General features: G+C 73.4%; 21 protein-coding genes. 9 read left to right on the plus strand and 12 right to left on the minus strand.

The window, feature by feature from the left end:
- Window positions 1-40 precede the first annotated feature (40 nt).
- Genes C8054_RS13845 through C8054_RS13860 form a run of 4 tightly spaced genes read left to right on the plus strand, consistent with a single transcriptional unit; the run spans window position 41 to window position 3465 of the window.
- The gene (locus C8054_RS13845) at window positions 41-673 is read left to right on the plus strand and encodes an MBL fold metallo-hydrolase (protein ID WP_107157200.1); all 633 of its coding nucleotides are present in this window, start codon (window positions 41-43) and stop codon (window positions 671-673) included.
- Window positions 666-1673, plus strand: coding sequence for a hypothetical protein (locus C8054_RS13850; RefSeq protein WP_107157201.1), 1008 nt, complete (start codon window positions 666-668; stop codon window positions 1671-1673). Before C8054_RS13845 ends, C8054_RS13850 begins: the two co-directional genes overlap by 8 nt.
- Before the next feature lie 40 nt (window positions 1674-1713).
- Window positions 1714-2460 carry a hypothetical protein gene (locus C8054_RS13855; RefSeq protein ID WP_107157202.1) on the plus strand — a complete coding sequence of 249 codons (747 nt, stop codon included), beginning with the start codon at window positions 1714-1716 and terminating at the stop codon, window positions 2458-2460.
- A gap of 42 nt (window positions 2461-2502) precedes the next feature.
- Window positions 2503-3465, plus strand: a complete 963-nt coding sequence (locus tag C8054_RS13860; RefSeq protein WP_107157203.1) for a GNAT family N-acetyltransferase — start codon at window positions 2503-2505, stop codon at window positions 3463-3465.
- Window positions 3466-3539: 74 nt separating this feature from the next.
- Here the strand turns inward: C8054_RS13860 and C8054_RS13865 are convergent, their stop codons facing one another.
- Entirely contained in the window at window positions 3540-3995 is a 456-nt protein-coding gene (locus C8054_RS13865) for a gamma-glutamylcyclotransferase (RefSeq protein WP_107157204.1), read from the minus strand.
- Between the two features lie 106 nt (window positions 3996-4101).
- Between C8054_RS13865 and C8054_RS13870 the strand changes: the two genes are divergently transcribed.
- Window positions 4102-5505, plus strand: coding sequence for an NAD(P)H-quinone dehydrogenase (locus tag C8054_RS13870; protein ID WP_107157205.1), 1404 nt, complete (start codon window positions 4102-4104; stop codon window positions 5503-5505).
- A 27-nt stretch (window positions 5506-5532) separates the two neighbouring features.
- Here the strand turns inward: C8054_RS13870 and C8054_RS13875 are convergent, their stop codons facing one another.
- The 4 genes from C8054_RS13875 to C8054_RS13890 form a co-directional block, all read right to left on the minus strand.
- Window positions 5533-5922 carry a hypothetical protein gene (locus tag C8054_RS13875; protein WP_107157206.1) on the minus strand — a complete coding sequence of 130 codons (390 nt, stop codon included), beginning with the start codon at window positions 5920-5922 and terminating at the stop codon, window positions 5533-5535.
- A 73-nt stretch (window positions 5923-5995) separates the two neighbouring features.
- On the minus strand, window positions 5996-6913 hold the full coding sequence (locus C8054_RS13880) for a PhzF family phenazine biosynthesis protein (protein WP_199199741.1): 918 nt from the start codon (window positions 6911-6913) through the stop codon (window positions 5996-5998).
- Window positions 6914-6922: 9 nt separating this feature from the next.
- Window positions 6923-7153, minus strand: a complete 231-nt coding sequence (locus C8054_RS13885; RefSeq protein WP_199199742.1) for a helix-turn-helix domain-containing protein — start codon at window positions 7151-7153, stop codon at window positions 6923-6925.
- A 44-nt stretch (window positions 7154-7197) separates the two neighbouring features.
- Window positions 7198-8034 carry a DedA family protein gene (locus C8054_RS13890; RefSeq protein WP_233219626.1) on the minus strand — a complete coding sequence of 279 codons (837 nt, stop codon included), beginning with the start codon at window positions 8032-8034 and terminating at the stop codon, window positions 7198-7200.
- Window positions 8035-8278: 244 nt separating this feature from the next.
- On the opposite strand from C8054_RS13890, the gene C8054_RS13895 reads away from it, so the two are divergent.
- Together C8054_RS13895 and thrS are read left to right on the plus strand one after the other, a co-directional pair.
- Window positions 8279-8557 carry an excalibur calcium-binding domain-containing protein gene (locus C8054_RS13895; protein ID WP_107157208.1) on the plus strand — a complete coding sequence of 93 codons (279 nt, stop codon included), beginning with the start codon at window positions 8279-8281 and terminating at the stop codon, window positions 8555-8557.
- A gap of 204 nt (window positions 8558-8761) precedes the next feature.
- Window positions 8762-9994 carry a threonine--tRNA ligase gene (gene thrS / locus C8054_RS13900; RefSeq protein ID WP_255563035.1) on the plus strand — a complete coding sequence of 411 codons (1233 nt, stop codon included), beginning with the start codon at window positions 8762-8764 and terminating at the stop codon, window positions 9992-9994.
- 74 nt (window positions 9995-10068) lie between these two features.
- Here the strand turns inward: thrS and C8054_RS13905 are convergent, their stop codons facing one another.
- From C8054_RS13905 to C8054_RS13920, 4 genes are all read right to left on the minus strand, one after another.
- Window positions 10069-12135, minus strand: a complete 2067-nt coding sequence (locus C8054_RS13905) for an ABC transporter ATP-binding protein (protein WP_107157254.1) — start codon at window positions 12133-12135, stop codon at window positions 10069-10071.
- 53 nt (window positions 12136-12188) lie between these two features.
- Window positions 12189-13922 carry an ABC transporter ATP-binding protein gene (locus C8054_RS13910; RefSeq protein ID WP_107157210.1) on the minus strand — a complete coding sequence of 578 codons (1734 nt, stop codon included), beginning with the start codon at window positions 13920-13922 and terminating at the stop codon, window positions 12189-12191.
- Window positions 13916-14437 carry a MarR family winged helix-turn-helix transcriptional regulator gene (locus C8054_RS13915; RefSeq protein ID WP_107157211.1) on the minus strand — a complete coding sequence of 174 codons (522 nt, stop codon included), beginning with the start codon at window positions 14435-14437 and terminating at the stop codon, window positions 13916-13918. The genes C8054_RS13910 and C8054_RS13915 overlap by 7 nt, the downstream gene beginning before the upstream one ends.
- Window positions 14438-14499: 62 nt before the next feature.
- Window positions 14500-15036 carry a MarR family winged helix-turn-helix transcriptional regulator gene (locus tag C8054_RS13920; protein ID WP_107157212.1) on the minus strand — a complete coding sequence of 179 codons (537 nt, stop codon included), beginning with the start codon at window positions 15034-15036 and terminating at the stop codon, window positions 14500-14502.
- Window positions 15037-15093: 57 nt separating this feature from the next.
- Between C8054_RS13920 and C8054_RS13925 the strand changes: the two genes are divergently transcribed.
- Window positions 15094-16716: a DHA2 family efflux MFS transporter permease subunit gene (locus C8054_RS13925; protein ID WP_107157213.1), complete on the plus strand. Its 1623-nt coding sequence runs from the start codon at window positions 15094-15096 to the stop codon at window positions 16714-16716.
- 79 nt (window positions 16717-16795) lie between these two features.
- Here C8054_RS13925 and C8054_RS13930 read toward each other — a convergent pair whose 3' ends face one another.
- Window positions 16796-17239 (minus strand): DoxX family membrane protein, encoded by a 444-nt coding sequence (locus tag C8054_RS13930; RefSeq protein WP_107157214.1) that lies wholly within the window; start codon window positions 17237-17239, stop codon window positions 16796-16798.
- An 86-nt stretch (window positions 17240-17325) separates the two neighbouring features.
- Here C8054_RS13930 and C8054_RS13935 point away from each other — a divergent pair, with 86 nt between their 5' ends.
- The gene (locus C8054_RS13935) at window positions 17326-17874 is read left to right on the plus strand and encodes a TetR/AcrR family transcriptional regulator (protein WP_107157215.1); all 549 of its coding nucleotides are present in this window, start codon (window positions 17326-17328) and stop codon (window positions 17872-17874) included.
- Between the two features lie 4 nt (window positions 17875-17878).
- Here C8054_RS13935 and C8054_RS13940 read toward each other — a convergent pair whose 3' ends face one another.
- Both C8054_RS13940 and C8054_RS13945 read right to left on the minus strand, forming a co-directional pair.
- Window positions 17879-19318 (minus strand): GuaB1 family IMP dehydrogenase-related protein, encoded by a 1440-nt coding sequence (locus tag C8054_RS13940; protein ID WP_107157216.1) that lies wholly within the window; start codon window positions 19316-19318, stop codon window positions 17879-17881.
- A 119-nt stretch (window positions 19319-19437) separates the two neighbouring features.
- Window positions 19438-21192 carry a biotin carboxylase N-terminal domain-containing protein gene (locus tag C8054_RS13945; protein WP_107157217.1) on the minus strand — a complete coding sequence of 585 codons (1755 nt, stop codon included), beginning with the start codon at window positions 21190-21192 and terminating at the stop codon, window positions 19438-19440.
- Window positions 21193-21293 lie beyond the last annotated feature (101 nt).

The following is a 21293-nucleotide window of genomic DNA, read 5'->3' on the forward strand; positions in this document are numbered from 1 at the left end:
TGCGCTGAGGACGTCACGATTCGATATTGGAGGAGTCACGATGCGGCTCACCAAGTACGCCCACTCTTGCCTCCGGCTGGAGCACGACGGGGGAGTGCTGGTCGTCGACCCCGGTGTCTTCAGCGACGCGGCCGGGGCGCTGGACGGGACGGACGCGGTGCTTGTCACCCACGAGCACCCGGACCATGTGGACGTCGCCGCGCTGACCCGGGCGCTGGAGCGGCGGGCGGTGCCGGTGCACGGCCCCGCCTCGCTCGCCGGTGTGCTCGGCGACGCCGCCGAGGCGCTCGTCGTGGTCACGCCCGGTGAGTCGTTCACCGCCGCCGGTGTGCCGGTGCGGGCGTACGGGGGTCAGCACGCGGTCATCCACCCGGACATCCCGGTGATCCCGAACCTGGGCTACCTGTTCGCCGACACGGTCTACCACCCGGGCGACGCGCTGGTCGCCCCCGACGACGTCCGGGTGGACACGCTGTTCGCCCCGATCCACGCGCCCTGGTCGAAGTTCTCCGAGGTGCTCGACTTCATCCGCGCGGTCGCCCCACGCCGCGCGTACGCGCTGCACGACGGGATGCTCAACGCCAACGGCCTCGGGGTGCTGGACCGGCAGTACACCGCGATGTCCGGCACCGACTACCGCCGTCTGGAGCCGGGCACCCGGATCGATGCCTGACGTCCCCGCCGACCTGATCCGGCGGCTCTACGCCACGCCGCCGGAGAAGTTCGTCGCGGCCCGGGACGCCGCCGTCGCGCAGGCGCGGGAGGCCGGCGATCCGCGTACCGCGCGGGAGATCGGCCGGCTGCGACGCCCCACGGTCGCGGCCTGGCTGGTCAACCTGCTCGCGATCCGGCGGCCCGAGTTGGTCGCCGACCTCGCCCAGCTCGCCGACTCGCTCCGCGCCGCCCAACGCGACCTGCGCGGCGGCAAGCTGCGGGAACTCTCCGCCCAGCGGCGTGCCGTGGTGGGCGCGCTGGTCGCCGAGGTACGCAAGCTGGCCGCCGCCGAACCCGCCGCGCCGCCGGCCGGGAAGCTGCCGCTGGGCGAGGTGGAGGCGACGCTCAACGCCGCGCTCTCCGACACCGAGGTGGCCGAGCAGGTGCGCGCCGGCCGGCTGCTGCGGGCCAGCCACTACGCCGGGTTCGGCGAGGTGCCCCGCCCTCAGCTGCGGCTGGTGACCGGCGGCGAGGACACGGCCGGCGTACCGGAGCGGGCGGGTGAGTCCGGTGTGCCGGACCGGGCGGGTAAGGCCGGCGGGCCGGACGGTGCGGGTAGGTCCGGCGGGCCGGACGGGGCGAGCGCGCGGGCCGAGGCGCGGCGGGCCCGCGACCAGCGGGCGGCGCGGGCCGAACGGGCCGCCCGGCGGCGGGCGGCGACCCGCGAGCTGGCGAAGGCCCACACGGACCTGGAGCGGGCCGAACAGGAGCTGGCCGGGGCGGGCGCGGCCGAACGGGACGGCGTGGCGGCGCTGGACCGGATCGAGACCGAGCTGGCCGAGCTGGAACGTCGCCGGGCGGTTGCCGAACAGGAGCTGAGCCGGGCCCGGCTGGCCCGTCGGGGCGCGGAACGGACGGTCACCGCCGCCCGTCGGCGGGCCGGCGAGGTGGAGGCCGTGTTGGAGGCGCTCGACGCCGAAGAGGGGGATGCCGAAGACGGTGACGACCGGGCAGACTGAGCGTGATGAACGACCACGGTGGACGGACGGCGGGCCGGCCATGACTCCCGAGCAGGTCGTCGCCGCCAGCAAGCCACTGGTGCTGGAACTCGGGGAGGCGTTCTCCCGCTGCCCGTCCACGCTGCGCCGGGCCCGGCTGCTCGGCATCTCCGGGTGGGCCTTCTACATCACCGGGCGGGCCGGCGCGCTCGGCGACGTCCGGGCCGAGACGGTGGCCGCGACACTCGGGTTCATCGCCCCGGAAGCGGTCGCGGACGGGTGGGACGCCTCGGCGCGGACGGTGCCACCGCTGGAGGTGGCCGCCGCCAACCTGGCCGAGTGCTGCCGGTGGGGCGCGGCCCGGCTGGGCGACGCACCCGGGGTGTCCCGGCTCGCCGGGCTGCTCGGTCGGGCCGTCGACGCGGCGGACGGCAGCGCCATGCCGCTCTTCGCCGCCTGGCGGGCCATGCCGATGCCGGTGTCCGACCCGTCCGCCGGGGCCCGCGCGGCCGTCGGCCTGCTGCTGCTGCGCGAGCACTTCGCCGGGGCGTACCTGCTGGCGGTGCGAGCCGCCGGGCTGACCCCGCTGGAGGCGGTGCTGGCCGGTCCGGAGGGGGAGGCGGGCGCCGCCGCGTGCGGCTGGGCGCCGCCGTACCCGCCGATCGGGCCGCTGGTCCGCCGCCGGATCTGGGCCGAGGCGGTGACCGACCGACTGGTGTCCCCGGCGTTCCACGTCCTCGGTCCGGCCGCCGGCACGGAGCTGGTCGAGCTGCTCACCGCCGCGCGGCGGCACGCCCGGCGCGGATAATTGGGAGGCGGAACGGTCGGGCCGGCTGCCAGGATCGGCCGCGTGACGCTCCCCGCCGGCTGGACGGCCCGCCGCCCCACCCTCGACGACGTCCCCGCGATCCTGGCAGTGGTGCACGCCGCCGACACGTTCGCGGTGGGTTACCCGGACTTCGACGCCGACGACGTGCGGGACGCGCTGACCGCGCCCTTCGTCGACCCGGCCCGGGACTCCTGGCTGGTCACCGACCCCGACGGGACGGCGGTGGCCTGGTCGATCCTGAGCAACCCGACCGGCGTGGGCCGGGAGTGGGTGGACGTGCTCGTCGATCCGGCCCGGGGCGTCGAGCTACGTGCCCCGCTGCTGGCCCGGTTGCTCGACCGGGTCGCCGAACGGGCCGCCGAGCGCGGCCTGCCCGCGCTGACCGCGCGCACCGGCGCGTGCGCGCCGGAGACCCGCTGGGCGGGCGAGCTGGTCGAGGCCGGGTTCCAACGGATCAAGCGGTACGTCCGGATGAGCCGCCCGCTGACCGACCTGCCGGCCGAGCCGGCCCCGCCGACCGGGGTGACGGTCCGGTCGCTGCGCCCCGACGACGAGGCCGACCTGCGGCTGTTCCACCGCATCCACGACACCGCGTTCCGCGACACGCTCGACTACGAGCCGCTCGACTTCGCGCGTTGGCGGGAGCTTATCCCGGCGTACGGCAGGGTCTGGGACGAGTGGTTCCTGGCCGAGGTCGACGGCGAGCCGGCCGGTGCGTTGCAGTCCTCCGACCAGGCGGTGGAGCACGGCTCGGGCTGGGTCCGGACGCTGTCCGTGCTGCCCACCCACCGGCGGCGTGGGGTGGGCGCGGCGCTGCTGCGCCGGGCGTTCGCGGTCTACGCCGCCAAGGGGCGCGTCCGGGCCGGGCTGGGCGTGGACCTGACCAACCCGACCGCCCCGGTCACGCTCTACCGCTCGGTCGGGCTGGTCGAGGAGCGCTGGACCGACATGTACGAGCGGACCGTGGCCGCCCCGGAGGTGTGACCCGGAACCCCCGGGCCGGGGTCGGCGAGCGGGCGGCCGGTCGTCCGGCGCACACTGTCGGAGTGGGAGACGCGCTACGCGGACGCCGTGCCGGTGGGGCGGGACCGCAGCTCGGTGACGTAGTCGTCCGGCGCGCCCGCCTTCTCCGCCGCGTTCGCGATCTCCGACAGGTACCACGACGTCGGCAGGCCGCCCTCGTAGCCGTCGAAGACGTAGACCCACGCGGTCACGTCCCCGTCCAGCGTCGAGATGCGGACGGTCAGCTTGCGGTAGGTGCCGGCGGTCACGCCCTCGATCTCGTCGAGCTGGGCGGCGTCGTACGGGTGGATGTCGTAGAGCGCCACGAAGACCCGGTCACCCGGGGACTCGACCACGGTGCTGACCGAGCCCTCCCAGCCGATGACGTCCTCGCCGGCGAAGGTGAGCCGCCAACCCTCCAGCCAGCCGGTGCCCACCATCGGCGAACGCGGACAGTAGGCGCGCATGCGAGCGGGGTCCAGGTTTGAGCCGTAAGCGGCGTAGAGACGCACGGCGACGACGATAGCCCGGTCGGCGGGTGGGGGAGAATACGACGGTGCGTGTCGGGCACGACGGGGGAAAGAAAGTCACTGTGAGCACGGACGAGAGGATGGCTCAGTGAGCCAGATCGTGATCATCGGCGGTGGACCGGCCGGATACGAGGCGGCGCTGGTCGCCGCCCAGCTGGACGCCGATGTCGCCGTGATCGAGGCGGAGGGCGCCGGCGGCGCCTGCGTGCTCTCCGACTGCGTGCCCTCCAAGACCTTCATCGCCAGCTCGGAAGTGGTCACCGGCTACCGGGACACCGAGGAGTTCGGGGTGCACTCCGACGGCCTGGAGGCGGTCACGGTCGACGCGCCGGCGGTGCACGAACGGGTCAAGCGGCTCGCCCTGGCCCAGTCCGCCGACATCCACGCCAAGCTGGTCAAGGCCGGGGTGGAGTTCGTCGCCGGGACCGCACGGCTCGGCGAGGACAAGCTCGGCCACACCCACCAGGTGGTCGTCACCCCCGCCGACGGCGCGGCCCCGTACCCGATCGACGCCGCCACCGTGCTGGTCGCCACCGGCGCGACCCCGCGCCAGCTCCCCACCGCGCTCCCCGACGGGGAGCGCATCCTGACCTGGCGTCAGGTGTACGACCTGCCCGAGCTGCCCGAGCACCTGATCGTGGTGGGCTCCGGTGTCACCGGCGCCGAGTTCGCCAGCGCCTACCTGGCGATGGGCGTCCGGGTCACGCTGGTCTCGAGCCGGGACCGGGTGATGCCGCACGAGGACGCCGACGCCGCGATGGCGATCGAGCGGGTGTTCCGCAACCGGGGCATGAGCATCCTCAACAACTCCCGGGCCGAGGCGGTCCGCCGGGTCGGCGACGGCGTGGAGGTGGTGCTCTCCGACGGCCGGCAGGTCACCGGCTCGCACGCGCTGATCGCGGTCGGCTCGATCCCGAACACCGCCGACCTGGGCCTGGCCGAGTACGGCGTCGAGCTGGCCCGGGGCGGCTACGTCACGGTCGACCGGGTCTCCCGTACCAACGTGCCGGGCGTCTACGCGGCCGGCGACTGCACCGGCGTGCTGCCGCTGGCGAGCGTCGCGGCCATGCAGGGCCGGATCGCGATGTGGCACGCGCTGGGCGAGGCGGTGCGACCGCTGCGCCTGCGTACCGTCGCGGCGAACGTCTTCACCGATCCGGAACTGGCCACCGTCGGTGTGTCGCAGGACGAGGTGGACGCCGGCCGGACCCCGGCCCGCCAGGTGATGCTGCCGCTGTCCGGCAACGCCCGGGCGAAGATGGACGATCTGGCCGACGGCTTCGTGAAGCTGTTCTGCCGGCCGGCCAGCGGTCAGGTGATCGGCGGCGTGGTGGTGGCGCCGAAGGCCAGCGAGCTGATCCTGCCGATCACCATGGCGGTGGAGAACAACCTCACCGTCAACGAGCTGGCCCAGACCATCACGATCTATCCGAGCCTGTCCGGCTCGATCACCGAGGCCGCCCGCCAGCTCATGCTGCACGAGCTGGAGTGACGCCTGAGACAGTGGCCGTCGTTGTCGCTACGTCCACCACCACTGCGCAATCGAAGGAATCGGCGATCTTGTCATCTCTATCCGAGCGGTGTGAAAGCCCCTCTTCGGGCCGGACTGGCCGACGCACCGCTCTCCAACAGGCGCGGCGCACGTCGGGCAGGGCTTGCTGACCCTCTTCGCGATCACGTTGGGGTGCGGGAAAGCCTCCGACAGGACTATCGCCGTCACCCACAGGATGCACACTCCGACGAGTAGCACCGCAAGCAGGACGACGAGCGGTTGGGCTGTCAGGTACCCGAATGCCGTGGCGATCAGGTAGATGACGGCGGCGGCCACGAGATTGGCAAGCACGTTGACACCGACATCACGCATGAAGCCCTTGAACCGGCCACCAGAGGGCCCTGCCGCGGCGCTCATGTCTTCACCATAGAGCGGTTTCGCTATCCGGCCGGCTCGGTACCGCCGGCATGACGCTGCGAAACAGCCACACTCACAGGTGAAGTTCGCCGGTCGCGGCCAGGGCGCAGCGGCCGGTGAGCCTGGTTCCCTCGGGTGCGACGTCGATGGTCAGGACCGACGGGCGGCCCATCGCGCTGCCCTGAAGGAACCGCACCCGGTCGCCGACGAGCCCACGGCGGTGCAGGTGGGCGGCGAGCGGACCGGCCGCGGTGCCGGTGGCCGGGTCCTCGTCGATCCCGACCGTCGGGTTGAAGAACCGGCAGTACGCGTCGTGCCCGGTGCCGACGTCGCCGGACCGGCTGTAGACGTAGCAGCCCTCGGCCCCGAGGTCCGCCAGGACCCGCGCCAGGGCCGGCCCGTGGGGGTCGACGGCGTCGACGTCCCGGGGGGAGGCCAGGGCGACGAGCAGATGGGTGCTGCCGACGGACCCGGTGACCGGGGGAAGCGCCGGGTCCAGCCGTACCGGCTCGCTTCCGGTGAGTGCCTCGCCCAGCGCCTGCGCCGTCACCGGGGCCTCGGCCAGCTCGACCGGCCCCTGGTCGAGACCGATGGTGAGCACCCCGTCGTCGGCGTCGATGTGCACCGGCAGCGCCCGGCCGCCGAGCTGCTGGACGGCTCCCGGTGCCCGCGCGGCGCCGATCGTGACGAGCCACCACCAGGCGCCGAGCGCGTTGTGGCCGGCCCCGCCCACCTCGTCGCCGCCGGGCGTGAAGGACCGCAGCGAGTGGTCGGCCCCCGGCAGGGTGGGGCGGGAGACGAACGTGGTCTCGGAGAGGTTGAACTCGACGGCGATGGCGGCCATCTGCGCGTCGGTGAGATCGTCGGCGTCGGTGATGACCGCGAGCGGGTTGCCGGTGAGCGGACGGTCGGCGAAGACGTCGACCACGGCGTACGGGTGGGTGTCCCGGTTCCGGCTCGCGTCCGGCGTCATCGATCGAGGAGTGTCCACGCGGTCACGCTAACCATTCGCGTCAGGCCACGTCGAGCCGGAAAAGCCCGCCGCTTCCGCCAACTGGGCCTGTGTCATGCCCGACTGCTTACGGATCTCCGCCAACTGTGCGCCGCTGACCGAGGCCAGCATCTGCTCCCTGAGCCGGCTGCGGCGGGCCACCCGCTCGGCGTCGTCCCAGGAGGGGGCGACCTCCCGAGCCTTCGCCTTGACGTCGCGCCAGTTCGCCCAATCGGTCATGTCCGGTCTTTCTTCGAGCTGATCAAGTGTTCCCGGACCGTTCCCTAGTCGACCGAAGCCTCGGTCCGGGACGGCGGCGGGTCCGGCTCCTCGCCGGCCCGGTCGGGCCGTGGCCCGTCGACCGCGGCCAGCATCTGCTTCCTGAGCTGCCGGCGTCGGGCCACCCGCTCGGGGTCGTTCCAGGTGGGGTCGAGTCGCCGGGCCTGCGCCCCGACGTCGCGCCAGTTCGTTCCGTCATTCATGATCGGTTCTCCTCCGCTGTGGTCACGTGCTCGTGGTGTCGCTCCGGCCGGCTGGGGCTGCCGGGTGCTGAACCAGGTCATCACCCAGCCGGCCGCCGCGAACCCGAGCGCGGCCAGGCCGCCGATCAGCAGCAGCCGCCACCCCGACTGGGTGAGCGCCCGGCCGCCCAGGTGACCGACGAGCGTGCCGTAGCCGGCCCAGCCGACGGCCGCCACCGCCTCGTAGCCCAGGAAGAGGCGGTACGGGTAGCGGCTGCGGCCGGCCGAGAAACAGGCCGCCATCCGGCCGCCGGGCACGAACCGGCAGAGCAGGATCACCAGCGGTCCGGGCTCGCGCAGCCGGCGGGTGGCCCGGGTGACGGCCCGCCGGGCCCGCCCCGGTGTCGCGTCCCGGGTCGCCCGTCGGGCCGGCGTGGTGCGGCCGAGCAGGTAGCAGGCCAGGTCACCGACGAAGACGCCGGCCGCGCCGACCGCGATGGTGAGCGGCAGGCTGAGTCCGCCGTACACGGTCAGCGCGCCGGTGGTGATCATGACGATCTGGGTCGGCACCACCGGGACGAAGGCGTCGGCGACCAGCAGCGTCAACAGCAGCGCGTACGCCCACATGGGCGACGTGACGCCGGCGATGAGGTCAGCCATGACCGCCGCCGGGGATCGGGCGGGGCGGCGGATCCGAGCGCACCGGCGTACCGTTGACGGGACGCGGCACCGGTGCCGTCGGGTCCCCCGTTCCCGATGCCCGAGCCGCCGCGGGTCGCCGGCAGGTCCCGTGCCGGCGACCCGCACCCGGCCTCCGCTGTCGGGCCTGCGACAGCACGCCTCCCTGAGCGCCCGTCCTCGATACGATCTTGGGCCTCAGCAGCACTCGCGCACAGGAGGCTCCATGGTTTCCACCCTGCTCCGGGGTGTGTTCGCTCTGACCCTGGCGATCGGCGGCGGCACGGCCGTCGCGGTCGCCCCGGCGGAGGCGGCGGCCAAGACATACAAGAACTGCACCGAGCTGAACAAGACCTACAAGCACGGCGTCGGCAAGAAGGGCGCGAAGGACAAGGTGCGCGGCACCACCAAGCCGGTCACCAACTTCACGGTGTCCACCACCGTCTACAACAAGAACACGAAGCTCGACCGGGACAAGGACGGCGTGGCCTGCGAGAAGCGCTGACCCGCCACCGGCGGCGCGGCCTGGAAAAGCGGTCGCGCCGTCCGGTAGGCCGGCCGTACGGTCATCGCATGCGCAGCGCGGTGAGGACCACGACGCCGGGAGTTCCCGGCGCGCCGCACTGACGTTTCCGTCGACGAGGCCCCGGGGCGATCCGCTCCGGGGCCTCGCGGCGTTCCGGGCCAGCTCGCCTCCGGGTCGTACCCGATCAAGGAGAGCGACATGATCGACCACCGTAGGCTCGGCCGGGACCTGGAACTGTTCGTCACCGACCCGCTCGCGGGCGCCGGACTGCCGATCTGGCTGCCGGCCGGCGCCGCCGCCCGGCACGCCGTCGAGGAGTACGTGCGGGAGCTGGAACGCCGGGCCGGCTACCGGCACGTCTACTCGCCGCCGCTGGGCCGGCGGGAGCTGTTCGAACGGTCCGGGCACCTGGGCTGGTTCGCCGACGACATGTTCCCGCCGATGCGGCTGAGCGCCGATGACGAGTTCGTGCTGCGCCCGGCGCTCTGCCCGCACCACGCGCTGGTGTTCCGCGCCCGCGGCCGGTCCTACCGGGAGCTGCCGCTGCGCGTCGCCGAGCTGGGCGGAATGTACCGCGCGGAGCGCTCCGGCGTGCTCGGCGGGCTGTCCCGGGTGCGCGCCATCTCGCTCAACGACGCGCACAACTTCTGCGCGCTGGAGCAGGTCGGCGACGAGATCCGGGAGATCCTGCGGCTGATCGGCGAGGCGCACGCCGCGCTCGGCGTCCGGCCGGCCGGGTTCCGCCTGTCGCTGCGCGGGCCGGGGCAACGGTACGTCGGTGACGACGCCGGTTGGGCGCGGGCCGAGGAGCTGCTCCGCGCCGCGCTCGACGGGGTGGACGCCGTCGAGGCCCCCGGCGAGGCCGCGTTCTACGGTCCGAAGATCGACATCCAGATCGTGGACGCGGCCGGCCGGGAGTCGACCATCTCCACCGTGCAGCTCGACTTCGACAAGCCGGAGCGGTTCGACCTGTCGTACACCGACTCGGACGGGCGGCGGAAGCGGCCGGTGATGGTGCACCGGAGCCTCGTCGGCAGCATGGAGCGGCTGTTCGCGTACCTGATCGAGGTGCACCAGGGCGCGTTCCCGGCCTGGTACGCCCCGGTGCAGTTGCTCCTGCTCCCGGTCGACGACGCGCAGGCCGACGCGGCCGGTCGGCTGGCCCGGGAGGCGGAGGCGGCCGGCCTGCGGGTCGAGGTCGACGCCGGCGGCTCGCTCGGCGCGCGCATCCGGGACGCGTCCCGCCGGCGCGTCCCGTACGTCGGGGTGGTCGGCGCCCGGGAGGCGGCCGACGGTGCGGTGTCGCTGCGCCTGCGCGACGGGCGCGGGTTGGCCCCGATGCCCGCCGCGGACGCGTTGGCCCTCATCGGCGCCGTGGTCGCGAGCCGATCGGCCGGCCTGCTCCCGCCGGCCTGACCCGGCCGCGCCGCCCGGGTGACGGGCCGTCACCCGGGCGGCGCGCGGTGTCCGGGCTGTCGCCGGGTCCACTGTCAGTTCCCGGCCGGCGCGCCGGCCGGACGCATCCCGGCCGCCGGGCCGGCGGGCGCCGGCGCGGGCACCTCGTCGGAGATGACCGCGCCGGTGAACTGCGCCCGGTAGAGCCGGGCGTACGCGCCGTCGGCGGCCACGAGCTGGTCGTGGGTGCCCTGCTCGACGATCCGGCCCTGCTCCATCATCAGGATCAGGTCGGCGTCGCGGATGGTGGACAGCCGGTGCGCGATGACGAAGCTGGTCCGGTCGGAACGCAGCGCCGCCATGGCGCGTTGGAGCAGCACCTCGGTACGGGTGTCCACCGAGCTGGTGGCCTCGTCCAGGATCAGCAGCGACGGCTCGGCCAGGAACGCCCGCGCGATGGTGACGAGCTGCTTCTCGCCCGCGCTGACGTTGCTGCCCTCCTCGTCGATCACGGTGTCGTAGCCGTCCGGCAGGCTGCGCACGAACCGGTCCACGAACGTGGCCCGGGCCGCGGCCAGGATCTCCTCCTCGGTGGCGTCCGGCCGCCCGTAGGCGATGTTGTCCCGGATGGTGCCGCCGAAGAGCCAGGTGTCCTGGAGCACCATGCCGATCCGGCCACGCAGGTCGTCCCGGCGCATGGTGCTGATGTCCACGCCGTCCAGCGTGATCCGCCCGGCGTCCAGCTCGTAGAAGCGCATCACCAGGTTGACCAGGGTGGTCTTGCCGGCACCGGTGGGACCGACGATGGCGACCGTGTGCCCCGGCTCGGCGACCAGGGAGAGGTCGTCGATCAGCGGCTTCTCCGGGTCGTACCGGAACGAGACGTGCTCGAACTCGACCCGGCCGTGCGGGTCGGCGACCCGGGCCGGCTCGCCCGGGTCGCGGGTCTGCTCGTCGGCGTCCAGCACCGCGAAGACCCGCTCGGCCGAGGCCACCCCGGACTGGAGCAGGTTGGCCATCGACGCGACCTGGGTGAGTGGCTGGGTGAACTGCCGCGAGTACTGGATGAACGCCTGCACGTCGCCGAGGCTCATCGCGCCGGAGGCCACCCGCAGGCCGCCGACCACCGCGATCGCGACGTAGCTGAGGTTCCCGATGAAGAACATCGCCGGCATGATGATCCCGGAAACGAACTGCGCGCCGAAGCTGGCGGCGAACAGCTCGTCGTTCTTGGTCCGGAAGGCGGCCTCGACCTCCTTCTGCCGACCGAACACCTTGACCAGCTCGTGCCCGGTGTACGCCTCCTCGATCTGCGCGTTCAGCTCACCGGTGTGGGTCCACTGGGCGATGAACTTGCGCTGCGACCGCTTGGCGATCTGGCCGGTGACGATCACCGACAGCGGGATCGCGACCAGGGCCACCGACGCCAGCAGCGGCGAGATCCAGAACATCATCCCGAGTACGCCGACGACGGTGAGCAGCGAGGTGAGCAACTGGCTCAGCGTCTGCTGGAGCGTCTGCGAGATGTTGTCGATGTCGTTGGTGACCCGGCTGAGCAACTCGCCACGCGGCTGCTTGTCGAAGTAGGGCAGCGGCAGCCGGTTGAGCTTGTCCTCCACATCGGCGCGCAGGCGCAGCACGGTGCGTTGCACCACCCCGTTGAGCACCCAGCCTTGCGCCCACATCAGGATGCTGGCGACCACGTAGAGCGCGACCGCGAACGCCAGCACCCGGCCCAGTCGGGGAAAGTCGATGCCGGCGCCGGGCACCACGTCCATCCGGGCCAGCATGTCGGCGAAGTTCCCGTTGCCCGAGGCCCGGGCCGCGGCCACCGCCGCCTCGGTGCTGGTGCCGGGCGGCAGTTGCCGACCGATCACCCCGTTGAAGATGATGTCGGTGGCGTGGCCGAGCACCTTCGGCCCGACCACGCTGAGCCCGACGCTGGCCAGCGCCAGGGCCAGCACCCCGGCGAGCGGGAGCCGGTGCGGCCGGAGCCGCCTCAGCAGCCGGCGCGCGGACGGGCCGAACCGCATCGCCTTCTCGGCCGGCATGCCCATGCTCATGTGCGGCGGGCCGCCTGGCCGTCGCCCAGCCGCCGGCAGCCGCTTCGGCTCGCCCCCCTGCTGCTGGGGTAGGGCGGTCGTGCTCTTCTTCCCGCTCATGCTGTGCCGGTTGGGCATGCCCTCACGGCCCTCGCTGCGCTCGGTGCGTTCGCTCATGCCGGCACCCCCGCGGTCTGCTGGGACGCCACGATCTCGGCGTACGTCGGGCAGTTCTCCAGCAGTTCCTCGTGTCGTCCCATGCCGACGACACCCCCGTCCTCGAGCACGATGATCTGGTCGGCGTCGACGATCGTGGAGACCCGCTGGGCCACGATCACCACCGCCGCGTCCGCGGTGACCGGCTTGAGGGCGGCCCGCAGCCGGGCGTCCGTGCCGAGGTCGAGCGCGGAGAAGGAGTCGTCGAAGAGGTAGATCTCCGGTTTGCGGACCAGCGCGCGGGCGATCGCCAGGCGTTGCCGCTGGCCGCCGGAGACGTTCGTGCCACCCTGCGCGATCGGCGCGTCCAGCCCGCCCGGCATGTCTTCGACGAAGTCGCGCGCCTGGGCGATCTCCAGCGCTGTCCACAGGTCGGCGTCGGTGGCCGCCGGGTTGCCGTAGCGCAGGTTGCTCGCCACCGTGCCGGTGAACAGGTACGGCCGTTGCGGCACCAGCCCGATCCGGCGCCACAGCTCGTCCGGGGCCAGCTCGCGGACGTCCACGCCGTCGACGAGTACCGCGCCGGCGGTGGGGTCGACCAGCCGGGGGATCAGCGTCAGCAGCGTGGTCTTGCCGGCGCCGGTGGACCCGATGATCGCCGTGGTCCGGCCCGGCCGGGCCCGGAACGAGATGTCGTGCAGCACCGGCGCGGTGGCGCCCGGGTACTGGAAGCCGGCACCGCGCAGTTCCAGCTCACCGCGGCTGGAGACCTCAGTCACCGGGTCCGGCGACGGTACCACCGACGAGTCGGTGTCCAGCACCTCCTGGATGCGTTCGGCGCAGACCGCGGCGCGGGGCACCATCATCAGCATGAAGGTGGCCATCATGACCGCCATCAAGATCTGCATCAGGTAGGCCAGGAACGCGGTGAGCGCGCCGATCTGGATCTCACCGGAGTCGACCCGGGCCGCGCCGAACCAGAGCACCGCGACGCTGGAGACATTGAGCACCAGCATCACGATCGGGAAGATCAGCGCCTGGAGTCGGCCGATGCGCAGCGCGGTCGCGGTCAGTTCGGTGTTTGCCACCGCGAAGCGGTCGGTCTCGTACGGCTCGCGGACGAAGGCCCGGACCACCCGGATGCCGGTGATCTGCTCGCGCAGCACCCGGTTGACGGTGTCGATCCGGGTCTGCATGAGCCGGAAGCCGGGCACCATCCGGCGGATGATCAGGCCCAGCGCGACGGCCAGCACCGGCACGCAGACCAGCATCAGCCAGGAGAGCCCGACGTCCTCGCGCAGCGCCATCACCACGCCGCCGATGCTCATGATGGGTGCGGCCACCAGCATGGTGCAGCTCAGCAGCACCAGCATCTGCACCTGCTGGACGTCGTTGGTGTTGCGGGTGATCAGCGACGGCGCGCCGAACCGGGCGACCTCGCGGGCGGAGAAGCGGTTGACGTGGCCGAAGATGGCGCCGCGGACGTCCCGCCCGAAGCCCATCGCGGTGCGGGCGCCGAGGTAGACGGCGGCGATCGAGCAGGCGATCTGGAGCAGGCTGACCACCAGCATCCACCCGCCGGTACGCAGGATCTGGTCGGTGTCGCCGCGCGCGACGCCCCGGTCGATGATGTCGGCGTTCAGGCTGGGCAGGTAGAGCGAGGCCATGGTGCCGACGAACTGGAGCGCCACCACGGCGGCCAGTGGTCGTCGGTACGGGCGTAGGTGCGTCTGGAGCAGGCGGATCAGCACGGATGTCTCCCCGTTGGCGACTCGGTGTCGGACTCGCTGTCCCGGTTCAACCGACGGAGGTCCCCGTCGGACATGCCGGTGATGATTTCGGTCAGGAATTCGCGGATGATCGCGCGCTTGGCCGGGTCCGCGTCGACCGACGTCAGTGGGCGGTCGCTGTGGATCATGTCGATGATGGCGCGGGCGTGCTCGTGCCCCTTGTCGGTGAGCGTGAGCCGGACGGTCCGTCGGTCCTCGGGGCCGCGTTGCCGGCTGACGAAGCCGTCCCGCTCCAGCGTGTCGACGATGCCGGTGAGCGTCGCCGGTCGGACGAAGCACAGCTCGGCCATCTCCCGGTGGGTGGCCTCGCCGGAGCGCAGCAGGATCATCAGCACGCGCATGCCGGCGGAGGTGAGGCCGTGGTGTTCGGCCAGGTAGCGCCCCCAGTGCTGCTCGACGACGTGGCCGGCGATGGAGATGAGCCGGCCGAGCGGCGCGTGCTGCAACGCGTCGGGGAAGCGGACGAGCGGTCCCATGTTCACGGCCGTCAGATTAGCGCCCGAATCATCAGGCCCCAAACTAATTACTGAGAATCGCCTCAGTCGCGTACGTCACGGGGTGGCCGGGGCGGGCCCGGCTCGTCCGGTGCGGTGGCGACGTAGTCGCGCATCACGTCCGCGACCTCGCGCAGGAACGCCGCGGTGGCCTCGGCCTGCTCCGGGGTGAGCCGGGCGACCGCCCGGTCCACGCCGACCAGCATCGGGCGCAGCGCCTCCAGCACCTCGCCGACCGCGTGTTCGGTCACCTGGAGGCTCAGCCGCCGGCGGTCGTACGGGTGCGGGGCGCGGGCGACGTGCCCGGCCCGGACCAGTCGGTCGACCAGCGTGGTGGCGGACGCGGACCGGATGCCGAGCCGGTTGCCCAATTCGACCGGGCCCAGCGGCTCGGGGCTGGAGATCAGGTGGTCGATGGCCGCGGCGTCGGTCGCGCCGATGCCGAGGCGGCGGGCCAGCGCGGCCCGGGTGTCCCCGGCGACCCGCAGCATCTCGCGCAGGGCGCGGGCCGCTTCACTGCTCGGCGGCGGCCCGGTGGGCCCGGCCGGTCCGGTCTCCCCGGTTGACGGCACCCCCTCCATGGGTTAAAGCTAGCATCTCGGGTAGCTAGAAAATCTAGCTAAAGGGGGAGGGGCGCCATGCGGACCGAGGGGCGCGGACGCTGGTTCGGACTGCTCGCCATCAGCCTCGGCGTGGCGATGATCATCGTCGACGCCACCATCGTGAACGTCGCGGTGCCGCAGATCATCCGGGACCTGGACATCACCTCCACCGACGCGCAGTGGGTTCAGGAGGCGTACACCCTGGTCTTCGCGTCGTTGCTGCTGGTCGCCGGCCGTTTCGCCGACCGGTCCGGACGGCGGCGGATGTTCGTCGTCGGGGTCGGCGTCTTCGTGGTGGCAAGCGTGCTGGCCGCGTTCGCCGACTCCGGCGAGACGCTGATCGCCGCCCGGGTGCTCCAGGGCATCGGCGGCGCGATGATGCTGCCCACCTCGCTATCCCTGCTCAACGCCAACTTCACCGGCCGGGAACGAGGCATCGCGTTCGCGGTCTGGGGCTCCACCATCGGCGGCGCGGCGGCGCTCGGGCCGCTGCTCGGTGGTTGGCTCACCACCACGTACTCCTGGCGATGGGCGTTCGGCATCAACGTCCCGGTCAGCCTCGCCGTGATCGCGGGCACCCTGCTGCTGGTCGCGGAGTCCCGCGACGACCGCGCCGAACGCGGCGTCGACCTGCTCGGCGCGCTGCTCTCCGTGGTCGGCATGACCGGTGTGGTGTTCGCGCTCATCGAGGGTCGCACCTACGGCTGGTGGGAGCGGGAGCGCCCGTTCAGCCTGTTCGGGCTGGACTGGACCGCCTCGATCTCGCCGGTGCCGGTGGCCGCGCTCGCCGGGCTGGCCGCGCTCGGCGTCTTCCTGGCCCAGCAGGTCCGCCGCAACCGGGCCGGCCGGCCCGCGCTGCTCGACCTGTCGCTGTTCGGCATCGGGTCCTTCCGCAACGGCATCCTGGCCGCCGCGATCGTGAGCCTGGGGGAGTTCGGCCTGCTCTTCGCGCTGCCGCTGTGGTTCCAGAACGTGCTCGGCTACAGCGCCTTCCGTACCGGCCTGGCGCTGCTGCCGCTCGCCGTCGGCAGCTTCCTGGCCAGCGGCATCGGCGCGCCCCTGACCCAGCGCTGGGGCGCGGCCCGGGTGGTCCAGCTCGGCGTCGGCGCCGAGCTGGTCGGCGTCGCCGGGCTCGGCCTGGTGGTCGCGCCGGACACCCGCTGGTGGGCCCCGGTGGCGTTCCTCTTCGTCTACGGCGTCGGCGTCGGCCTGGCCACCGCGCAGCTCACCGGCGTCTCGCTGGCCGAGGTGCCGGTCCGGCGCAGCGGGCAGGGCTCCGGATTGCAGAGCACCGCCCGGCAGGTCGGGTCGGCGCTCGGCATCGCGGTGCTCGGCACCGTGCTCTTCGCCGGCCTGGGCGGGCTGCTCGGCGACCGGCTGGCCGACCAGCCCGGCCTCGACCCGGCCGGCCGGGACCAGGTGGTGACCGCGGTGAAGGAGAGCGCCGGCGCGGCGATCAGCGGCCTGGCGGCGGATCCGCGTACCGCGCCGGTGGCCGAGGAGGCGAAGGCGGCCTTCTCCGACGCCACCCGGTACGCGGCCTTCACGGCGGCCGGGTTCCTGCTGGTCGGCCTGCTCGCCTGCCTGCGCCTGCCGAGCGTTCGCGCCGACGCCACCGGGGACGCCCCGTCGACCGGGGTGGAACCGGCCCGGGTCTGAGCCCGGAACCGGCCCCCGGTCCGGAGGCCGGGCGCGGGCCGGTTCCGATCCGGGCGCCGGCCCTCGCCGGCGGGGCGCGTCAGCCGCCCAGCGCGATCGCCAGCGCGGCGGCCACGAACCCGACCTGGAGCGCCGTGCGGGCGGCGAGCGGGGTGACCGGCCGTCCGCCGAGCGTCAGCCGGCGGCGGGCGGCCGAGACGTTGGCCGGGAACAGGGCCAGCATCAGCAGCGCCAGGCCGGCCGCCGCCGCGCGCGCGGTGGCCGGCACGAGCAGGGCGAGCGCGCCGGCGATCTCCAGTACGCCGGTGAGCGTGACCAGCAGGCCGGGCCGGGGCAGCGTCGGCGGCACCATCGCGACCAGGTCCGCCCGCCGGGACGTGAAGTGGGCCGCGCCGGTGAGCAGGAACATCAGCGCCAGCCCGACCCGCAGCGCGGGATGCCAGCCGTCGAGCGCGTGCACGCCGAGCAGGCCGGCGATCCGGGCCGTGGCGGTGCCGGCGAGAAGTGCGATCAGGGGTGCCACTGGTGATCCCTCCGACGAGCCATCTTGTCAGCGACAAGATTGCCGCCGACGCCGGCATCTTGTCAATGACAAGTTATGGTGGGGGCATGACGTCCTCCCGCGCCTACCACCACGGGGACCTGCGCCGCGCGCTGCTCGCCGCCGCGGTCGAGGCGATCACCGAGTCCGGCCCGGCCGCGTTGAGCCTGCGCGACCTCGCCCGCCGGGCCGGCGTCTCGCACGCGGCGCCCACGCACCACTTCGGTGACAAGGCGGGGCTGCTCACCGCGCTCGCCACGCAGGGCTTCGACCTGCTCGGCGATGCGCTGCGGGCGGCCGGCGACGACTTCCGGGAGAGCGGCGTCGCGTACGTCGTCTTCGCGGTCCGACACCGCGCGCACTTCGAGGTGATGTTCCGTCCGGACCTCTACCGGGCCGACGACCCGGACCTGTTGGCGGCCCGGCAGCGGACCGGGGAGCTGCTGCGCGGCGGGGTGTCCCGGCACACCGGCCGGGAGCCGGACGTGGACGCGTTGGCCGCCTGGTCGATCGCGCACGGTTTCGCCGAGCTGTGGCTGGCCGGCGCCCTGCCCGACCGGGTCGGCGCCGACCCCGAGCCGGCCGCCCGTGCGGTGGTCGGCCGGCTGTTCCGCTGAGCCGTCACCAACTCGTCGGCAGCGGCATGCCCTCGGTGTAGCCGGCGGTGCTCTGCACCCCTACCAGCGCCCGCTCGTGGAACTCGTCAAGCGTGCGCGCGCCGGCGTAGGTGAACGCGCTGCGCACCCCGGAGACGATCTCGTCGATCAGGTCCTCGACACCGGGCCGGGTCGGGTCGAGGTACATCCGGGCCGAGGAGATGCCCTCCTCGAAGATCGCCTTCCGGGCCCTGTCGAACATGCTGTCCTCGGCGGTCCGCGCGCTCACCGCCCGGGACGAGGCCATGCCGAAGCTCTCCTTGTAACGCCGGCCGTCCGCGTCGGTGTAGAGGTCGCCGGGGGACTCGTAGGTGCCGGCGAACCAGGAACCGACCATCACGTTCGAGGCGCCGGCGGCCAGCGCCAGCGCCACGTCGCGCGGGTGACGGACGCCGCCGTCGGCCCAGACGTGCCGGCCCAGCGAACGGGCCGCCGCCGCGCAGTCGAGCACCGCGGAGAACTGCGGTCGGCCCACGCCGGTCATCATCCGGGTGGTGCACATCGCGCCCGGCCCGACGCCCACCTTCACGATGTCGGCGCCGGCCTCGACCAGGTCGCGTACCCCGTCGGCGGTGACCACGTTGCCGGCCGCCACCGGGACGGCCGGGTCGAGCTTGCGGACCGCCCGCAGCGCCTGCATCATCCGCTCCTGGTGGCCGTGCGCGGTGTCCACGACCAGCGTGTCCACCCCGGCCTCCAGCAGCGCGGCGGCCTTGCCGGTGACGTCGCCGTTGATGCCCACCGCCGCCGCGACGCGCAGCCGGCCCCGGTCGTCGACCGCCGGCCGGTACAGCGTCGCCCGCAGTGCGCCCGCCCGGGTCAGCACGCCGACCAGGCGGCCCTCGGCGTCCACCACCGGCGCGAGCCGCCGCCGGCCCGCCGAGAGCCGGTCGAATCCGGTACGCGGGTCGGCGTCCGCCGGCACGGTGTGCAGCTCGGTGGACATCACGTGCCGGAGCTGGGCGAAGCGGTCCACCCCCACGGTGTCCGCCTCGGTCACCACGCCCACCGGTCGGCCGTCGGTGTCGACCACGACCACCGCGCCGTGCGCGCGCTTGGGCAGCAGGTGGATGGCGTCGCCCACGGTGTCGGTCGGGCCGAGCGTGATCGCCGTGTCGTGCACCAGGTGCCGCTGCTTGACCCAGCCGACCACGTTGGCGACGACCTCGATCGGGATGTCCTGCGGGATCACCGCGACCGCGCCCCGCCGGGCGACGGTCTCGGCCATCCGCCGGCCGGCCACCGCGGTCATGTTCGACACCACGAGCGGAACGGTGGTGCCGGTGCCGTCGCCGGAGGACAGGTCGACGTCGAGCCGGGAGCCCACCTCCGAACGGTTGGGCGCCATGAAGACGTCGTTGTAGGTCAGATCGTGCGCGGGAACCGCGCCATGGAGGAACCTCACCCGAACATCATTCCCGCTTCCGGCGCGTCCCGCCGCCGCTGGTGGCCCAGACCACCCGCCGTGCGGAGTGTTAAGAAGGGGCCCCGCCTCTACCGGAGGCGTTAAGCGGGGGCCCCTCCTTAACCCTCGATGGTGCAGATGGGGGCGCCGGCGGTGATCACGGCGCCCACCTCGGCCGCGAGGCCGCTCACCGTGCCGGCCTTGTGCGCGTGCAGCGGCTGCTCCATCTTCATCGCCTCCAGCACCACGACGAGGTCACCCTCGGCGACCGTGTCGCCGTCCGCGACGGCGATCTTGACGATGGTGCCCTGCATCGGGGAGGCGAGCGTGTCCCCGCCGACCGCGGCGCCCGCCGTGCCGCCGCCACCTCGGCGGGCCGGCTTGCGGGCGGCGGGCGCGGCGGTCGCCGTACCCGCGCCGAGACCGGCGGGGAGGACGACCTCCAGCCGCTTGCCGCCCACCTCGACCACGACGGTCTCGCGCTCGGCCGGAGCCTCGACGGCGCCGGCGACGGCGGTGAAGGCCGGCACGGTGTTGTCGAACTCGGTCTCGATCCACCGGGTGTGCACGGTGAACGGCTCGGCGGTGAACGCCTCGTCCCGGACCACCAGGCGGTGGAACGGCAGCGCGGTGGCCATGCCGTCGACGACCATCTCGTCGAGCGCCCGGCGGGCCCGCTCCAGCGCCTCGGTACGCGTCTCGCCGACGATGATCACCTTGGCCAGCAGCGAGTCGAAGTTGCCGCCGATCACGTCGCCGGCCGAGATGCCGGTGTCCACCCGCACGCCGGGACCGCTGGGCAGCCGCAGCGCGGTGACGGTGCCCGGCGCGGGCAGGAAGTTGCGGCCCGGGTCCTCGCCGTTGATGCGGAACTCGATGGCGTGCCCGCGCGGCGTCGGGTCCTCGGTGAGGCGCAGCTTCTCGCCGTCGGCGATGCGGAACTGCTCACGCACCAGATCGATGCCGGCGGTCTCCTCGGTCACCGGGTGCTCGACCTGGAGCCGGGTGTTGACCTCCAGGAAGGAGATGGTGCCGTCGCCGCCGACCAGGTATTCCACCGTGCCGGCGCCGTGGTAGCCGGCTTCCCGGCAGATCGCCTTGGCGCTGTCGTGGATCTGGGCCCGCTGCGCGTCGGTGAGGAACGGCGCGGGCGCCTCCTCGACCAGCTTCTGGTGCCGGCGCTGGAGGGAGCAGTCCCGGGTGCCGACGACGATCACGTTGCCGTGCTGGTCGGCGAGCACCTGCGCCTCGACGTGGCGGGGCCGGTCCAGGTAGCGCTCGACGAAGCACTCGCCCCGGCCGAACGCGGCGACCGCCTCGCGGGTGGCCGACTCGAACAGGTGCGGGATCTCCTCCAGCGTGCGGGCCACCTTGAGGCCCCGGCCGCCGCCGCCGAACGCGGCCTTGATCGCGACCGGCAGGCCGTGCTCGGTGGCGAACGCGGTCACCTCGTCGGCGCCGGCCACCGGGTCGGGCGTGCCGGGCACCAGCGGCGCGCCGGCGCGCTGCGCGATGTGCCGGGCGGTCACCTTGTCGCCCAGGTCGCGGATCGCCTGCGGGGTGGGGCCGATCCAGGTCAGCCCGGCGTCGAGGACGGCCTGGGCGAAGTCGGCGTTCTCGGAGAGGAAGCCGTAGCCGGGGTGCACGGCGTCCGCGCCGGCCCGGGCGGCCACGTCGATCAGCTTGTCGATGCGCAGGTAGCTGTCCGCGGCGGTGTCGCCGCCGAGGGCGTACGCCTCGTCGGCGAGCGTGGCGTGCAGGGCGTCCCGGTCGGAGTCCGCGTAGACGGCGACGCTGGCCAGACCGGCGTCACGGCAGGCGCGGATGACGCGGACGGCGATCTCGCCGCGGTTGGCGATGAGAACCTTGCGCACCTTGGGGGCTCCTCCCGGGAGGTCGATGCCGGGAGTGTATCGGCCGAGGTGCCGGCCCTAACGATCGCTCAGTGTGGGATGCCGCACTGTAGTCAAACTTG

The organism is Micromonospora sp. RP3T (assembly GCF_003027925.1).
Classification (GTDB): Bacteria; Actinomycetota; Actinomycetes; order Mycobacteriales; family Micromonosporaceae; genus Micromonospora.